The sequence below is a fragment of the Streptomyces sp. NPDC091972 genome (assembly GCF_044756385.1).
GTDB lineage: Bacteria > Actinomycetota > Actinomycetes > Streptomycetales > Streptomycetaceae > Streptomyces.
This window is the reverse complement of record NZ_JBIVSV010000024.1, coordinates 44,175-61,030: the sequence shown is the minus strand read 5'-3', so window position 1 is coordinate 61,030 and position 16,856 is coordinate 44,175. Positions and strand designations below refer to the sequence as shown.

Genomic DNA, 16,856 nt, shown 5'->3' with positions numbered 1-16,856 from the left:
GTGCGCTCGTCCTCGCGCAGGGCGGAGTCGGCGGCGAGACGCGCCGCTTCTCCCTGGAGGACCTCGATCTCCTTCCGAGTCAGTAGAGACTGCTCCGTGTGGTAGAGCACCCACCGCTTGAAGGGGCTGGCCGATCATCCCCCTGACACCGCATCACTCCACGTGGCAGGGTCGGCTGCGATCACGAACGGCTGAGATACGGGGGCCTCCTTGGACACGCGGATGCGGAACGGTCTGGTCGGCGTCTCGAAGGAGACGTACACCGCCTCGCTGGGCGAAGGGGTCGTGCCGCGCCCGCTCATGATGCAGCTGGGGCGCGGCGAGCTGGTCCGCCCGCTCAAGGTCGGCACACACTCGCCGGGATCGCGGAGCTCGCGAACATCGCCGCCGCGGCTGGCACGGACGAGGTCGTCCTCGCGTTGGAGACGCACGATGTCGCCACCGCCTGCGAGCTGCCGATCGTCGGGGTCCGGCACCGTGCCTGAACATGTTGCTCACCACCCGCGCCGGGGACGTCCTGCATCAGTTCCCCTACACCGAGCGGCTCCTGTCCCGCAGCCCCGACGGCTGGGCATCGGTCGCCCCGGACTGGAGGCCGGCACCCGCGCCGCAGCCCGGCGGCGCGCTGGTGCCGCCGGTCCAGGCTGCGGTGAACTACTCCTTCACTCCGATCGAGCTGGACCACCCCGACCCGTTCGGCGTCACCGTCGTGCTCATGGAAGAGGACGGCTACCGGGTGCGCCTGAGCGAAGCGTTCGACCGCTGACCCGGCACGGAGAGGAGAGGAGAGGAGGAGTTCGTGCCCCGCAGTCTCGACGACGATGCGTCCCGCTGTATGAGAGACGCTGAGGAAGTGCTCAGTGCCGAACAACGGCGAGCCGCAGCCGAGGATCAGTCCAAGCTGCGCGAGCTCCGCATCGTCGGGAAGCGGATGGAACGGAATGTTGCGCGGCGAAGGCGGAGGCTCCGTGTGATGTTTCTTGCGCTGGCCGTCGCAAGCGTTGCCTTTGTGACGGGCTTGGTGTGGATCGTGCTGTCTTGGGGCCCTTCCTCCAGGATTCTCCGGGTCGACATCATCTGCGGCACCGTGCAGCTGATCGTCGTCGCGGTCGACGGGGGCAGGCCAAGGCTGTGCCGGGGGTGCGGTGGGCCGTTGATGCCGTCGGCGAAGTCCACACTTATCGGCCCCGAAGGATTCGGCCCTCCGAAGTCCCGAAGTACCAGTGCCGCTCAGCCGCGGCAGGAGGCAGGGTGTCAGCTGCAAGATCAGACAGCGCCCCGGCCCGCCGAGGCAATCCAGCCGAGATCGCCGCATCGGCAGGCCGCACCCGGGCCAGCACATCCGTGCACGGTTACCGCGAGTCGCGGCTGCTCTGGCCGCCGCCGCTCGTTTCTGCAACCGCGCCCCATAAGGCCGGGAAAGCATCTGTCACGGTGACGAGAACGTCGGGACGGTCACGACACAGTCGTCGAATGTGGCTTGTTCTGCAGTCGGCATACAGTCGCGTCAGCGGTCACCTTCGTTCGGAGTCCGTTCGCGCCTGCGCGAAGCCGCGGCGCCCCAGGACCGCACAGCCCCATGGTGCCGCCGGCTCCGCCCCTGGAACGAAGTAGATCTGTGCTCTTCAGTCTATTGGCACGTCATACCAGTAGACCCAACCTGCCGTGGCCGCATGACGCGGTGCAACCCTTTCATGCGCAGATCCGACTGGTTCCTTCGTTATCTGGTGCTCGCACGCGCTAATTCAGACGTGAATTGATCATTCCTCGAACATCAACCCGGGTGTGTCAGTGGCCCCTTGTACGGTCACGGCTGTGGTTTCCGAACCCATGAGCCCCAGAACCTTCGGTGGGGTGTGGAAAGGGGGGCCTCGCGATGAGCGATGCTCAGTACGCCCTCGGGCGGAAAGTGATCAGTGCAGCGTTGCGTGCCGGGGTGGCCTGGACCCGGCGGCTGGAAGAACCGCGGGCCTGGCATGAGATCTCCTGTATGCACGGCGTCATCCTGGGCCACCTTCCTCTGGGGACCGGCCCAGAGACACCTGCCGGCCTGGTCGCCAACCTGACGCATCCGCTGCGTTCTTGGATCCCTCTGGACTGGCCCTCCCTGCCTGCTGAAATGGGGGACTTGGTCATTCTGGAGGACGGACACGACCAGCAGCCCGTGCAGTTGACCGAGGATGCCTTTGAAGTCGGCTGCTCCTACCTCGAGGTGCTCTTCGACCCCGCGACCGGTGGCCTGGACGGCGGGCGGGATTGGCTGCCGACTTGGTCGTGGCAGACGTCGGAGCAGACCGAGCACGCCGTCTACCGGCAGTTGGCCAACGGCAGCCAGGCGCAGTACGTAGCCGGCCGACTGATGCTGGTGGAGGTTCCCACCGGTACCGAGGACAGCATTCTCGAGGAGTACACGCGGCGGGGCGGGGCGCGCATGCAGGTCTACCGACCGCTGCCAGCAGAGCGCAGCTGTGTGCGAGGGGGTGCGGTGTGGTGGTGGCCGTGCCCGGTGTGTGCCTACCCGATGCGGCTCACGGGTGAATTGCTGCGCTGCGACTTCCTACCGCACCAGCGCAAGGCTCGCGTGCTGCTGCGGCCGGGGCGGCGCCCCGGTGATCCGCCCGAGGTGGTGAACGGGCCCCCGGGACTGACTGCGCGCCGCGGTGAGGGCGTGCTGTGCCTGGACTGGCCGGTGTGGCGTCATCTGACGGTGCCGGGGCTGACCGAGGTGGAGCTGATGCGGTGGCTGGAGCGCAAGGGGCTGGAGGTGGAGCGCTGGGGTGAGATGGACTCCTGGGATGTCGGAGTGACATTGCCGGACGGGCGGTGCCTGGTCGATGTCAAGGATGTCGCCAACGAGCAGAGCATCATCGACCGGCCTCCTCGGGCGAAGACGATCGTGGTGCCGTCGTACCGGTCGGAGCAGGTCAAGCCGCTGCGTGCGGCGCTGGAGCCGGACGGGTATGCGGTGCACACGGTGGCCTCGTTCAAACGCTTGGTCAGCGCTCAGGTACAGCGGGGGGCGGCATGAGCAGCACGGCCGGCAGCCGGAATGCCGCGGTGGCGCTGGTGGTCCGGGCCGCCGTCTTGTTGGCGGCCCGGCTGTTTCCCAACCGGGCCCCGCAGGAAGAGTCGGCGTGGCGGCAGGTGACTCGTCTAGATGACGCTCACTTTCTGCTGTCCGGGCATCTGCCGTGGTGGGAGCAGTGGCCGGCGCTGTCCGAGGCCGACCGGCTGCGGGTGGCACGGTTGCTGCGCAGGCGTCCCGCCTCGCTGGCGCACCGCAGTGTCTTTTGTGAGGAGGCCACCCGGGTGGCGGCGGCCGGCGCCGGTGCGGAGTTCGCTGCGGCCGACGAGGACGGGCTAGTCGTGGTGATGCCCGCGGCCGACTCGGGCGTGCGCATCGACGATCTCCTGACGGAGATCGACGACCATGTAGCGCACACAGCCCGCACCCGGCGGCGGCAGCCGGCCGCACCCGGGCGCTACTTCTCCGAACTGCGGATCAACGACCCGCTGAGCCCCTCGCGCCGAGCCGTCGGTATCCACTACGACCTGCGCATTGGCCGGCCCGGCAAGACGTCAGCCGCAGTCTTGCAGGACAGCACAGACCTCGACGATCTGCGGATCCCGCTCAGTGACCTGGAACAGCTGGCCGAGCGGCTCGATGCCGCCTACGAGGAGCAACACCGGGTGAAGGCCGTCGCAGACCTGCGACAGCATCTGCGCCATGCGGACGGCTCGGTCCTGGGCGAGGAGTTCCATGCGCGGGCAGGGGATACCCGTGTGTTGCACGCGCCCACCGGGCTGGGAAAGAACATCGCCTCGGAGCTGATCGCGCTGTGGTGTGCCCGGCGGGGTCTGACGGCCGCTGTGGTGGTCCCGCAGAACGCGCAGGTGATGCAGGCGGTGGCACGGCTGCGCCGGGACGCGAAAACCCTGCGCCGGACGGACAAGGAACAAGACGGCGGCCGGATGCCGGTGGTGGTGCCGCTGATTTCCACCCGCGGCATGCAAAAGCTCGCCGAGGACACAGCGGGCAGCGTGCACGATGATGCCGAGCACCGCGAGTGGGTGTTCGGGGAGATGTCCTATGGCTGCGCCCTGACCGCGCACGCCACGCCGGAGTCGCGGGGCGTGGAGCTGTGGGATCCCGGCAACGAACCGTGCGACCAGCTCAAGGACTCTTCCGGCAAGACACGGTGCTGTCCGTGGCGTGCCACCTGCGGGAAGTTTCGTCACCACCGTGCCGCACTGGACGCGGACATTCTCGTCACCAACCACACCAACTTCCTCATCGGGCGGGTCCACGTTCCACTGGACGACCGCGGTGTGGAGCGCCGGGATGTGACGGTGGAGGAACTGCTGCTGCGCCGGGCGCATGTGGTGATGATGGATGAGGTCGACGCGCTGCAGGCCAAGGCGTTCGATGAGGGCGCCAAGAGCGTCCTGCTGGCCCGGTACGGGTCGCCCAGCAGCCCGGTACGCGAGTTGGAGGAGCAGTTCAGCCGCCACTGTCTGCGGCTGAGCCGCGAGGTCGAGGAGTATCTGCATCCCAAGATCAAGCGGTTGTCGTGGCTGGCCGAGACGTATGTGTCGCACCTGGCGCGGGGCGCCATCACCCCGGACCGGGAACGGCGCAGACTGGTGGTGCCGCGGCGGTGGGATGCACTGCTGGCGCACCGGATCTTCAAACTGAAATCCGGGGACAGGCCCAGCGAAGCGCACATGCGCACCGTGAACCAGCTGTTCAGCAAGACCGGTGAGCTGGCGGCGGGCGACGAGGTTAAGGGGCTGGAGGAACTGCGGGCCGTCCTGTCGTCGCTGACCGACTTGTCGGACGATGACAGTTTGAGCGCCGAAACCCTCGCCGAACTCGCCGACCGGTTCAGGAAGGTCACCGCAGATCCCGCCCCGCAGGACACTTCCGACGCCTCGCCGAAGGACACGACGCAGGATGCCCCGCCGGAAGACGTGACCGATCTCGTCCAGTACGCGGCACGGCGGGCCTTCCTGGAGAAGAGCCGCGAGATCCTGCGGCAGATCGTGGGCGTGGCTCCGGCCCTGCAAGGGGCGGGGATGACGGCCTCCAACGAACTGGCGGAGGTGTTGTCGTCGCATGTGCCGTGGAGGGCTGCGCCCTACGGGCCGCTGGGACGGCCGCTGTTTGCGTTCAGCGAGCACTTCAACGACCAGGACCTGGCAGCAACCACCCTTACTCTCAAGAGCTTCGTGGGTGACCCGCACAGTCACATCAGCCATCTGGGCGACGTCACGGCGCTGGCCCACGGCGGCCGGCGGCGTGTGGTGATCGGCCTGTCGGCGACCGCGCACATGCCGCGCGCGCCGCGGCATCATCTCCTTACGCTGCCGTCGTGGTACGTGCCGGACGACGTCAACGGCAGTCTCAGCGCCGTGCTGGACAAGGTGCAGCACGAGGACGGGCAATGGGCACGGATCTCGGGACTGCGAGGACAGCGGCGCGAAGACGCGTACGGCCAGATGGGTGCGGCCTTGTGGCCGCGGCTGGACGCGGAGCTGGCGGAGGTGGCCGCTGATCCGGCGCGGGCGCACCGGGCGCACGTGCTGGTGGCGTTCGAGGCCTACAACGCTGGCCCGCTGCTGGCCCAGGGGATGATCTCGGCCGGTGCACCGTCCGGGGAGATCTGCGTGGCGGTGCGCCCGCAGGAGATGGCGCGCTATGAGAAGCACCCCCCGGGCTGGGTGCCCGTTCCAGCGGACCGACTGGAGCAGTTCCCCTTCCATGTCGGTCACGGACGGTGCCGGTTCCTGCTGGCGCCGATGGCTCGGGTCGAGCGGGGCCTGAACATCGTCGATCAGGGCGGGCGGTCCCTGCTGCACGTGGCCTGTCTGGTGGTGCGGCCGGTGCTGGTGATGGAAGAGCCGGCCGTGCTGCTGGCCATGGTCAACTCACTGGCCTACCGTGACGCGCCTGCGCCCGGCGCTGAGCCGGCCGCGGCCCTTGAGCAGCTGAGGCTGTCCGCCGGGCGCACGTTCGAGGAGATCCGGCGCGGCTCGCACTATTTCAAGGACCTCGGCGAGGACGTGAAGACCGCGATCGTGGCGGAGATCCTCACCCGTCTGATCCAGCTCGGTGGCCGTACCCGCCGTGGCGGAGACCATGGCAGCCTGCATCTGGCAGACGCCGCGTTCACCGAGACCGCGACCGACTCCACCCTCCCCCACCTCCTGTCCACGTTGCGCACGGAGTGGCAGCGGCGAGATGAGTGGGAGCTCATCGACCGGATCTACCGCTCCACCCTCGATGTCCTTCTGAGCCTGGCCGACCATGACCTTCCCGGGGAGACGCCGTGAGCCGCTCTGCCAAGAGCCCCAGTGCGCTGACCACTCTGTCGTTCGCGCTGACCGGCGAACTGATGGGCGAGGTGTATGTGTATCCGCTGCCCGAGGATTTCAGCCAGGCCTGGGCACGGCTGCCCAAGCTGCGTTCGCTCGACGCGCAGCGCCCGACCGCCTCGCTTGCGACGGCGGCCCGCGCGGTCACGGGACGGCGGCTGGTGTTCACCGACCCGGAACGCCCGCCGCTGACCGGGCCGTGGACCAGGCGGGCTCTGATCGTCACCTCGGAGCCCCTCGACTTCACGGTGTGGCGGCGGCTGGTCCGGGAATGGGAGGGCCGGCTGACTGGCTGGGAGGGCCAGGACACGCTCAGCCAGTACCTCCTCGACGAGGCAGGTGGCCCCTACCCGCTGGAGGAGGTATTGCACCGCGACCGTGAAGGCCGCATCACGGGACCGAACTGGGCTTTTCGGGTGGCGAGTTGGCGTCTGGCCCATCTCCTGCGCCGCGAGCCGTGGGAGGTCGACACGCTGGCCGAGCCGCTCGCGCTGGTCCTGGAATCGGAAGGCGACCTGCTGACGTGGGCGCAGCCGATGGAGCGGGAGGCGAGCTGGATCGACGCAGCCACGGGGGAGCGGCGCCGCCGTGTGGGGCACGCCATGGACCGCATCCACATCGACGTCGACCCTGCTCCCGGGGGCCGGACGCTGGTCGCACATCTGGAGGCGCGCACCGCGCGGATCGCGACCGGCTGGTACGGGGTCAAGAACGCGCACGTGTGCCATCCCGCCAACCCCGACATCGTGCTCAAGGCGCCGGTGCACCTGCGCTGGGCAAAGGACGAGCACGGCCAATGGACGCTGAAGTCGGCGCAGTACAAGGGGGCGACCGCGCAGATTGTCGAGGCTTGCGGGATCGCGCCGCTGCCCGACCCGTTCGCGGTCGACTTTGACAAGCCCGGGCCGGTGCGGGGCATCCACACCACCGCCGTGCACCCGATCGGCAAGGGGGCCGGCTCCCGGCTGAGGCGCCGGCTGGAGGAGCACGCCAGCCGCATGCTGGACGCCACTCCCCTGACCTACACCGGCAGCGGCGTCAGGGTGCCCCGCCTGTCGCCCGAACCGTCTCCGGTGGTGGCCCCGGACAAGATTCTTCCCGCCGTGGTGGCAGCCGGCTTTCAAGCCCTGCGGATTGTGGCCCTGTATGAAACCGGGGCGTGGAAGGAACGCGTCTTGGCCCAGCTGGCCCGCGACTTCGCCCAGCCGGACGTGGAGGCGCTCAAGGACGGGCACACCATCGCGCTGGCACCGGGCCTGCAGCTGATGACGGTGCGGGTGCCGGAACTCGTGCGGCACGGCCCGCACAACCGGGCCCCGGTCCTCAACGGTCTATCCATGCTGAGGCCCTGCGATCCGGGCGAGCTGGTCGCCGCCCTGGTCGAGACCTCCCTGCCGGCCCGTGGTGAGGCGGATGCCAAGGCGGCGCTCAAGCCGCTGTTCGCTGCCCGCGATCTCCCGTCGCAGTTTCTGACCATGGCCTCGCTCGGCGACCTCTACCAGCCCAATCTCGCCGAAAAGATCGCCCGCTCCCGCGCGGCCAAAAACGGCCAGGAGCCGCCGCCCGTCACGCGCAAGGAAGACGCCGCAGCACAGATCGCCACCGGCGGTCTGCTGACGGACTGCGGCGTCATCGACGACCGGCTGGCGGCCGCCGCCTGCCACCCCCTGGCCCGGGACACCGCACTGGACCGGCGGGCCTGGCTGGTGGGCCTGTGGACCCGGCTGCACCGTTTCCCGCGCATCCGCGGCCGCGCCACCGCTTCCCCGGTCCTGGCCGTCACCCTGGTCGCGCTGAAGGCCTCGCACCACCCGGACGAGAGGTACTGGCCGGCCCTGATGTACAGCAGCCAGCGGTGGCTGCCCCTCGCGGTCGGTCGCACCCGCCACCATGCCGGACCGATCGGCCTGCCCGGCCATCATCTACGCGACGAGACCGGCGGCCCGACGCGGGTACGCGATCATGTGGAGCAGGCTTTGGCGCAGCTGCCCGGCGACCTCGGTGTGGTGGTCTTCACCGAGCAGCACCGGGACCTGTGGCCGGGCCTGGCCAACCCCACCCTAGGCGACGGGCTACTGCCCGGGCTGACGCTGGCCGCCCGCGGCCGGGACGTTGCCGTTGTCCGCGTCACGCACGGCAGCCGCACCCCACGCCCCACCCACCGCGCCGGCGGCAGCAGCAAACGCCCCGGCGACGCCGACAAGGCGGCCATGCCTGAGAAGATCCTGTACGTCTCGGACCACGGTGGGGTCAACTCCTGGCTGTTCGCAGCAGAGACACGGCAGCACAAGGGCGGGCAGCGCACCGGCACCGACTACACCCGGCGCACCCTGCCGGATGCCTCACAGGGCAAGCTCGGCACCGACTTCCACGCCATCACCCGCACCGAGTACACCATCGCCCGGGCCGGCGCCTGGCAGGAGGAGCGGCTGGTCGGGCTCGCGGCCCGCCTCTCCCAGCAATCCGCCAGCTGGAGCGGCCGCACCCTGTTGCCGCTGCCGCTCCACCTGGCCCGCAACGCGGACGAGAAGCATCCGCAGTTCGTGGCCGCAGCCGAAGACGAAGAAGGGGAGCAGTCCTGACAGTCGGGACGGCGAGATCGCACAGGCACTCCGGCCAGGCGGTTTCGCTACTCTCGTCGACGCGGCATGGCGGTCATGGCATTGGTAGAGCAGCAAGTAACGCATGTTCATCGAGAAACGGTCTTGAGCTGGAGAACACGGTGGTGACCGCCGACGCCCTGCACACGCAGCACGACCACGGGGCCTATTTGACCAGTCGCAGCGCGCACTACGTGGCCGTCAATAGAAGAACCATCCGGGCTTGTATGTCCAGGTCAGGAAGCTGCCCTGGCGGGACATCCCGCTCGGGCACCGCACTCACGACCGCGCCCACCACCGCGAGGAGATCCGCCAGCTCAAGGTCGCCGCGTTCAGCCACCTGGACTACCCCGGCGCCCGCCAGGCGATCCAAGTCGTACGGTGGCGACGCGACTTGAGCACCGGGAAGCTGACCATCGAGCGCGTCTACCTGATCACCAGCCTGAGCGTCTTCGAGGCCACCTGCACCGAACTCGCTACCTGGATCAGAGGCCAATGGGGTATCGAGAACCTCTTGCACCACGTGCGGGACCGCACGTTCCGCGAGGACGACTCCAAAGTCCGCACCGCCACTTTGCCCCGCGCCATGGCTTCCCTGCGCAACCTCGCCATCAGCGTCTTCCGCCAGGACGGTCAGACCAACATCGCCGCCGCCCTTCGCCACACCGGCCGCGACTACCACCGGCCTCTACGAGCCCTCGGTCTCACGTGACGAACCCGGACAAACCTCGATCATGCAATGACCCTGATGCCAGCGCGGACATCAGGCGCGAAAGCCCGTGCCGCAGTGGCCGAGGCGACGCGCCCACGGTCGGCCGGCAAAGGGGCGACGTCGCTGCCGAACTTCGACTGACGCGTCGGGCAACGGGATAGTTGCCCGACGCAGTCTCTCATTTCGGCGCTGCGCCCTTCTGGTCACGGCTAGCGAGGAAATCAAGCAATTCCGCAAAGAGGCGCGTTACAACCTGGTCCTCAACCGCTTTGGATACATCCTCCACACACCGAATCTCATTCGGCGCAACTCCCAGTTTGGCCACTAGGAGCGCCCAGTAAAGATTGCTTCCACCACCCAGGCGCGCCGCGAGATGTGCGGAGAACCCGTTCAATAGTTCTCCTCTGGTGGCCGCGTTGCATCCGTTCACGAACGCCACAAACTCCCGGTAGCCTCCGTCGAGCCCGTATGCATTCGGACGTTTTTGCACGTCCATCAGCAGTCGACCAAAATCCATTTCACACCTTACGGAACATAGGGGCTTGGCGTCATTTGCAAGTACTCACTGTACTCCCAATGACTCAAGTAGTCATCCATTGCTTCTCCATGACGACCTGTCCACGCATCATAGACTCTTCCGTCCCTGACCACGACGTCGTGATGGCCCCAATAGGTGTCCTGACCACGATATTTCCCGAGCTGCGGCGCCCCTTCTGAATCTGTTATTCGCATTCGATCGCCGCCGATTTTCGATTGGATCTCGACTGCTACGTCTTCGCACCCATTACTTCCGCAGATGTTTGAGGGTTTGGATGGCTTCCAGTCGGCACCCAAATCGCCCGTCTTCGATGCTGGTGCAGACTTAGGCGATGATGCGCCAGACTCTGAGCGGGCCTCCGAGAGTGCCTTGTTGAGGCCGTTGTCGATGCGGTTGATGCCATCCGCGCCGCCCATCGCGCCAGCGCCAACCAAGGTCAGGCCCCCCGCGGCTACGGGCGCTCCGACGACGCAGCCGCCGACGGTTGTGCAGATGAGGGCTCCGCCCAGGAACGTTTGTCCGCCGTAGTTCATCAGGTAGATGCTGCCGACGGTCTCGAAAGCTCCCACCCAGACGTCGGGCTGGCTGAGGATAGCGGTGCCGTAGTTGATGGTTGTGTCTACGGCGCCGGAGAGCCAGTTGAGGAACCCGCCTCCACCGTCTCCGTCACCGCCCCCGCTGGTGGTCGTCGTGCTCGTGATGTAGCCGGTGTTGCTGGTGTAGGCGGTGCCGGTGTTCCATCCGGGGGCTACTCCGCCACCAGTTGGCTTGCCGTTCTTGGAGAGGGTGCCGTCTCCGTGGGTGACGACGTTGTTGCCGCAGCCGACGTCGAAGCCGTCGCCGCAGGCGAGTCCTTCGCCGGTGGGGTCGGAGAAGGTGGCGGGGTTGTTGGCGCTGTAGGTGTAGCCGTTGAGGGTCTGGGGTTTGTCGGTTTCCAGGAGTGGGTCGACGCTGATGAATCGGGCGAGGAAGGGGTCGTATTCGCGGGCGCCGATGTGGGTGAGGCCGGAGGAGGTGTCAGCGCTTTTGCCAAGGAACCGCTTGTCGTCGGGCCAGGTTCCGGTGCCGCCGGCGCGGGAGGCGCCGAAGGGGGTGGTGTAGCGCTTGGTGACGGTCTGGGTGGTGGCGTCCAGGGCGAGGCTGGAGGTGCCGTGGTGGTCTGCGGCGAGGTAGGAGAGGGTTGAGGTGCCGGTCTTGTTGTTGCGGACGGCGATGGTGGTGGAGCCGGCTGAGTAGTAGCGCTGGGCCCAGTACTTGGTGGTGGAGGTGCTGGTGTCGAGGTGGACCTCGGTGGCGCCGAGGTAGAGGACTGTCTCGCCGGCGGTGTTGCGGCGGATGAGGAGGTTTCCGTCGGCGTCGTAGATGTAGCCGGTGGTGCTGCTGCCTTCGACGAGTTGGTTCAGGCGGCTTTCGTTGTCCCAGATCAGGGTCTGGGAGGTGGTGCCGTCGAGGCGGGTGGTGGTGTTGCCGGTGGCGTCGTAGGCGTAGGTGGGGGTGACGCCGGTGCAGGTGCTGCCGGTGGTGGTGGCGGCGAGCTGGTGTGGCTTGGTGGTGCTGTAGCAGTAGGTTTTTGTGGTCGTGGCGCTGGTGGTGTGGGCGGTTTCGGTCTTGCGCAGGCCGGAGTCGGTGTAGGTGTAGGAGGTCCAGTAGGGGCTGGCGCCGCCGAGGTTGGCGGTGGTGCGCGTGCTGGTGGAGCAGTCTGCGGTGGATGGGGTCCAGGCGTTGGTCAGGCGGCGGTAGCCGTCGTAGGTGAAGCACTGGTTGTCGGCGGCGCTGGTGCCGCCGAGGGTGGTGGGATCAGTGATCGCGGTGACGTTGCCGGCGTCGTCGTAGGTGTAGTTGAGGTCCTGGAGCTGGTAGTTGTGGGTCTGGTCGGTGACCGCGGATTCGGTCAGCCGGTCGGTGCCCTCCTGGTACTTGTTGGTGATGTATGCCTTTTTGGTGCCGGAGGCGGAGGAGGTGCCGAGGGTGAGCTGTTGGGCCTGGCCGAGAGCGGAGTAGCTGGCGCCGAGGAGATAGCCGGTGGTGCCTGTGACGGCGGTGGGCAGGCCAAGTGCGTTGTAGTCGGTGTTGATGGTTTCGGCGCTGAGGCCGCCGGCGGCGGGCTCGGAGGTGTACTGCTGGGTGCCGTCGATGTTGTAGTACGTCGAGAAGGTCAGCGTTGAGGACGGTAGCGCGCCGGACTTGACCAGGGCGTCGCCGGCGGGCAGGACCACCTGTGTGGTGGTGGCGCGGTAGAGGTCGTCGTAGGCCGTGACCTGCTTGGTGTAGGCACTGCCACTCGCGGTGGCTCCGCCGACGTATCGGGTGGAGGAGTCCGGCTGGCCCTTGGCCAGGGTGTCGTAGGTGTAGTGGGTGAGCTTGTTCGCGTCGACCTGTTCTTCCAGGGTGGAGGTGAGGTCGGCGGTGGAGGCGGCACTCCAGGTGTCGGTGGTGCGGCCGAGGACGTCGTAGGCGTAGATGGTGACGCGGCCGGCGCCGTCCTTGGTCCAGGAGGTCTGGTCGAGGTTGTTGTAGCCGGTGGTGGCGGTGCCCGTGTCAGGGTCTGTGGCGGAGGTCTGCCGGCCGAAGAGGTCGTAGGTGTAGGTCCACTTGCTGTCGGGGCCGGTGATCGTGGCTTGCTTGCCGTCGCGGGTGTAGGTGTATGCGGTGGAGGTGTAGGCGGCGCCGACGGTGGCCCCGTAGCTGGTGTCGGCCGGGGAGGTGCTGGCGTACTCGCGGCGCTCCACCGTGCGCCCTTGGGCGTCGGTGATGGTGCGCACGGCGGAGCCGCCGGTGGTGGCGGTGGTGGCGGTGGAGTCACCGGTGTAGCTGCTGGTGGTGGACCATTTCTGGACGCCGTAGATGAGCAGGGTGTTGGTTGTGGGGCGTCCGGCGCCGTCGAAGACGGTCTCGGTCTGCTTGGGCGCTTCGCCGTATTCCGCCCGGGTGTAGGTGCCCGACGGGGTTGCGGTGGAGTCGAAGATGTCGGCGTACGTCTCGTAGGCCAGGCCCCGGCTGTCGTAGCGGGTGTCTGTCAGCAACCGTCCCCCGACCGGCGTCGGCGACTGCGTCTGCAGGGTCCGCAGCAGTGAGTCGTAGACGGTGTAGGCGGTGTTGTAGGTGCTGCCGTCGGCCTTGAGCGTCGAGGTGGATGTCCAGGACGGCGCGTTGTTGGAGACGGAGTAGGCGTAGGTGTAGTTGGCGCTCTGTCCCAGCGACCGGGAGCGGTTAGGCAGCCAGGTGGCGGTTTTGCGGCCGAGGGCGTCGTAGGTGCTCTCGGTGATCTTGTTGTTGGCGTCGTAGACCTTGGTGGGCGTGCCCCGCGCGTAGTCGGCGTAGGTGTAGACGTTCTGCGCCTTGGGGTTGGTGACCTTGGTCTTGGTCAGGGGTCCGGTGGCGGTGGGGGTGTAGACCGTGGTGGTGGTGTTGCTGCCGGCGTCCGTCGAGGTGGTGACGCGGCCGAGGGTGTCGTACGTCAGTTTGGAGAGCGTCTGCCACGAGGTCGGGGCCCGTTCGCCGCTGGTGGCGGTGGCGGGGTAGGCGGAGGCGCGCCCGGTCCAGGTGATCAGGCCCTTGGTGGGGGTCTGGGAGGGGCTCCAGGTGGTGGCGGTGGTGGTGTCGTAGACGGTGGCGGTGTCGGACAGGATGTCGCCGCGCGTGGCGGAGGTGGTGGGCAGCGACAGGGAGGTTTCGGTGACCGAGCAGGGCTGGCCGACCGTGCGGGTGCGTGAGGTGAGGGAGTTGATGCCCAGGGTGTCGTTGCGGGCGTACCAGGTGCGGGTGCAGGTCTCGTCGCCGGTGACGGCGGTGTCGCCTTCGTTGGAGACCTTGGTGGGCATGCCGTAGCCGTCGAAGGCGGTGGAGGTGACGCTGGTGCGCCACTTGGATGCGGCGGTGAGGTAGGTGTAGGTGGAGGTCTTGGCGGTGCGGACGTAGTACGCCTCGATGTCGGCGTACGACTTGTGCTGGGTGGCCGTCTTCTGCAGCCAGGGATCGTTGACGGTGACCGTCACGGGGGTGGAGCCGTCGTAGGTGATCTGCTGGCGCAGTTGTCCGGCGTAGGGGTCGCTGTCGGTCTGGTCGGCGACGTCCAGGCCGGTGAAGTCGATGCCGGCGACGGATGCGGTCCGGGTGGTGCCGTCTTTTTGCTTGTCGCCATTCATGCCCTGCAGGTAGAGCGACACCGTCTTGGACTGGGTGCCGCCGGAGGCGCCGACGGTTTCGGTCACCTTGCCGTAGCCGCGCCAGATGGACCAGGTGCGCTCGTCGGCGGGAGTCATCGGGTCGTCGTTGTAGTGCCAGGCCGGGTCGGCGTAGCTGTAGGCGTGTTCGACGGCGAGGTTTTTGCCGGCAGGGTCCGAGGAGAGGACCGCGGTGACGCGGTATTTGTGGAACCAGTCGATGGACGACTCGGCGGCGCCGTTGATGTGCCAGTAGGTCGGGTAGCAGCTTTTGGTGTCGTGGTCCTCGGCGGCCGGCATGTTGGAGCCGCGTACGCATTCCGGGTCGGACAGGGTCACCGTGGTGATCGCGCCGGTTTCGGAGGTGATGATCTCGATGCGCGGGCGGGACAGGGGGAGGATGTCGTCGGAGTTGGAGTCGACTCGGTTGATGCGCATCTGGTAGCCGAAGGTCACCGGGTCCAGCGCGATGTCGGTGCCGTTCTTGCCGGTGTGCTTAATGGACTTCAGAACCAGCGTCTGGTCGGAGGTGTCCCCGATGTCGCCGCCGTCCAGGAACGTCTGGGTGAGCGTCCAGGAGTCGACGGCGGTGAACGCGCTGGTTGCGGCCGACCATGCCCAGGTGTCGATGCCGGTCAGGCGCTTACGGGTGAAGAACGACGGACTTTGGGCATCGCAGGTGGCGTCCTGCTTGCACAGGGAGTCGTAGGGGACGTCCGGCCAGTTGTCGGCGGTGGCATCCGTCAGTGAGGTGCAGTCGGCTGCGGTGCAGCGCTCGTCGTAGGAGAAGGTGACCTTGTCCGAGGTGACCCCGGTGAACAGGGTGTCCTTGTTCTGCCCGTAGAGGATCTTGGAGAGGTAGCCGCCGCGGGTGTAGGCGGTGGTGGCGGTCGTGGCGCCGTTTTTGGCGTAGTAGTTGGTCTCGGCGGTGTACCAGTAGGTCATCGCGTTGCCGAGGGGGTCGACGACATAGTCGAGGTTCCAGCGCCAGGCCTGGGTGAGGGAGCGTCCGGAGAAGGAGCTGCCCTGGTCGTAGCCGGGCTCGCCCGAGTCGTCGCCGAACACCGGGACGGTCCATACCGAGTTGGTGCGCTCGGTGTCGGCTCCGCTGAGTTTGTTGAGGCCGAAGACGTACTTCGTGCCGTCGCCCGTGATCACCGTCCAGTACTCACCGTCGTTGTCGCCGTTGTCGGCGCCGGTGGAGTGGGTGACGGTGGAGGCGTCGTCGTCTTTCAGCCGCCATTTGCCGTCGGTGTCGTCCTTGACCAGCTCGCTGGACTTGCCGTTGAGGACCAGGGAAGCGTTGTCGTACTTCCAGCACTGGTCGTACTTGTCGTCCTGGCCGTCGTCGTCGCAGGCGCCGTAGGAACGGTCGATGTAGGAGGACGTGAGGTCAAAACCTTCGCCGACCTGCGTGGACTGGTTGTTCGTGGACGCCGTCTTGCCGTCCGAGCTGCCGGAGTTGTACGACAGCGACAGTGACGGGGCGGGGCCTGCTGCGGCCGGCGGCGTGCTCAGCGGATACGACCAGGTGAACGCACCGGAGGAGCCGCCGGCTTCCCAGGTCGAGGACGACGACAGGGGCGAGGCGGTGTAGTTGCCGGCGCCCGAGGCGGACTCTCCGGCGGCCGCGGTCACGGCCAGGACGGTGGCCGAGGAGGTGGTGGTGGCCGATGTCCGAGAAGCGCTCTGCACACGGGTGGCCGGCGTGGTCGAGGGGGAGGCGAGGCTCACCTCGGCGGAGACGGACTGGTCGGAGATGTCATTGTGCGAGTCGAGCGGGGTCTGGGCCCGGCAGGCCGCCTTCTGCGGCGTGGTGAGGGCGCATGCGGGGAGCCGGACCAGGCGCAGACGGCTGGACCAGCCGCCGCCGTAGGCGGACGCGAACGCCGAGTAGTCCACGCTCACCTCAGCCTTGCCGGGATCGGCGGCGACGGTGAGGAGCACCCCCTTGATACCGGCGGCTGTGGCGTCCTGGTGGCTCAGGACGCGAATGCGCGCCTCATTGGAGGCGGTGTTCTTGGCGCCGGAGCGGGTGATTGTCACCGGCAGTCCGCCGGCGGTGAGGTCGGCCTTCCCGCCCTTCTTGAGTGGAGCGCTGTCCTCGGCTGCCCTGGGCCAGGATGCTTTTTGTTCCGCGGCTGCCCGCTTGGCCTGGGCGGCGTTGGCCTTCTTGGCCTTCGCGGCCGCGGCGCGGGCTTTCGTGGCCCCGAGCCCGCTCACCTCCCGGACCTTGCTCACACGCTGCTTGGTCACGGCAGGCTTGCCCAGTCCACCGGTGGTTGCGGCAGCCGCAACGGGTGTCAGCGCCGGCACAGTCAGAGCCATGGACAGGACCACCACAAGTGGCGCCCATCTGGCTGGTGTTCGGGTACGCACGAAACCCCCAAGTGAAGTAGACCGGGAAAGTCCGAGAGCGCGGCAGGCGTGATGGCGGCACGGGCGGCGACCCGTGTGATGGGTGACGG

Annotated in this window: 7 protein-coding genes; 5 read left to right on the top strand and 2 right to left on the bottom strand. The window is 67.7% G+C overall.

The genetic code is table 11. The features are described from left to right. Positions 1–487: 487 nt before the first annotated feature. The 5 genes from ACIQJT_RS40760 (at position 488) to ACIQJT_RS40740 (ending at position 9,687) form a co-directional block, all read left to right on the top strand. Complete coding sequence (locus tag ACIQJT_RS40760; RefSeq protein WP_402650519.1) at positions 488–766, top strand: hypothetical protein; 279 nt, start codon at positions 488–490, stop codon at positions 764–766. Between the two features lie 1,110 nt (positions 767–1,876). Then, complete coding sequence (locus tag ACIQJT_RS40755; RefSeq protein ID WP_402650518.1) at positions 1,877–3,028, top strand: hypothetical protein; 1,152 nt, start codon at positions 1,877–1,879, stop codon at positions 3,026–3,028. Next, positions 3,025–6,333 carry a hypothetical protein gene (locus tag ACIQJT_RS40750; protein WP_402650517.1) on the top strand — a complete coding sequence of 1,103 codons (3,309 nt, stop codon included), beginning with the start codon at positions 3,025–3,027 and terminating at the stop codon, positions 6,331–6,333. The genes ACIQJT_RS40755 and ACIQJT_RS40750 overlap by 4 nt, the downstream gene beginning before the upstream one ends. After that, on the top strand, positions 6,330–8,957 hold the full coding sequence (locus ACIQJT_RS40745) for an RNaseH domain-containing protein (RefSeq protein ID WP_402650516.1): 2,628 nt from the start codon (positions 6,330–6,332) through the stop codon (positions 8,955–8,957). The genes ACIQJT_RS40750 and ACIQJT_RS40745 overlap by 4 nt, the downstream gene beginning before the upstream one ends. A 241-nt stretch (positions 8,958–9,198) precedes the next feature. After that, positions 9,199–9,687, top strand: coding sequence for a hypothetical protein (locus ACIQJT_RS40740; RefSeq protein WP_402650515.1), 489 nt, complete (start codon positions 9,199–9,201; stop codon positions 9,685–9,687). Positions 9,688–9,865: 178 nt separating this feature from the next. Here ACIQJT_RS40740 and ACIQJT_RS40735 read toward each other — a convergent pair whose 3' ends face one another. Together ACIQJT_RS40735 and ACIQJT_RS40730 are read right to left on the bottom strand one after the other, a co-directional pair. Further along, positions 9,866–10,204 carry a hypothetical protein gene (locus ACIQJT_RS40735; protein WP_402650514.1) on the bottom strand — a complete coding sequence of 113 codons (339 nt, stop codon included), beginning with the start codon at positions 10,202–10,204 and terminating at the stop codon, positions 9,866–9,868. 8 nt (positions 10,205–10,212) lie between these two features. Next, positions 10,213–16,716, bottom strand: a complete 6,504-nt coding sequence (locus tag ACIQJT_RS40730) for an RHS repeat-associated core domain-containing protein (protein WP_402650513.1) — start codon at positions 16,714–16,716, stop codon at positions 10,213–10,215. Positions 16,717–16,856: the final 140 nt, after the last annotated feature.

Excerpts from the sequence above, each read along its gene's own strand:
- ACIQJT_RS40760 (WP_402650519.1), top strand. The coding sequence starts at position 488 with ATGTTGCTCACCACCCGCGCCGGGGACGTCCTGCATCAGTTCCCCTAC.
- ACIQJT_RS40755 (WP_402650518.1), top strand. The coding sequence starts at position 1,877 with ATGAGCGATGCTCAGTACGCCCTCGGGCGGAAAGTGATCAGTGCAGCG.
- ACIQJT_RS40750 (WP_402650517.1), top strand. The coding sequence starts at position 3,025 with ATGAGCAGCACGGCCGGCAGCCGGAATGCCGCGGTGGCGCTGGTGGTC.
- ACIQJT_RS40735 (WP_402650514.1), bottom strand. The coding sequence starts at position 10,204 with ATGGATTTTGGTCGACTGCTGATGGACGTGCAAAAACGTCCGAATGCA.
- ACIQJT_RS40730 (WP_402650513.1), bottom strand. The coding sequence starts at position 16,716 with ATGGCTCTGACTGTGCCGGCGCTGACACCCGTTGCGGCTGCCGCAACC.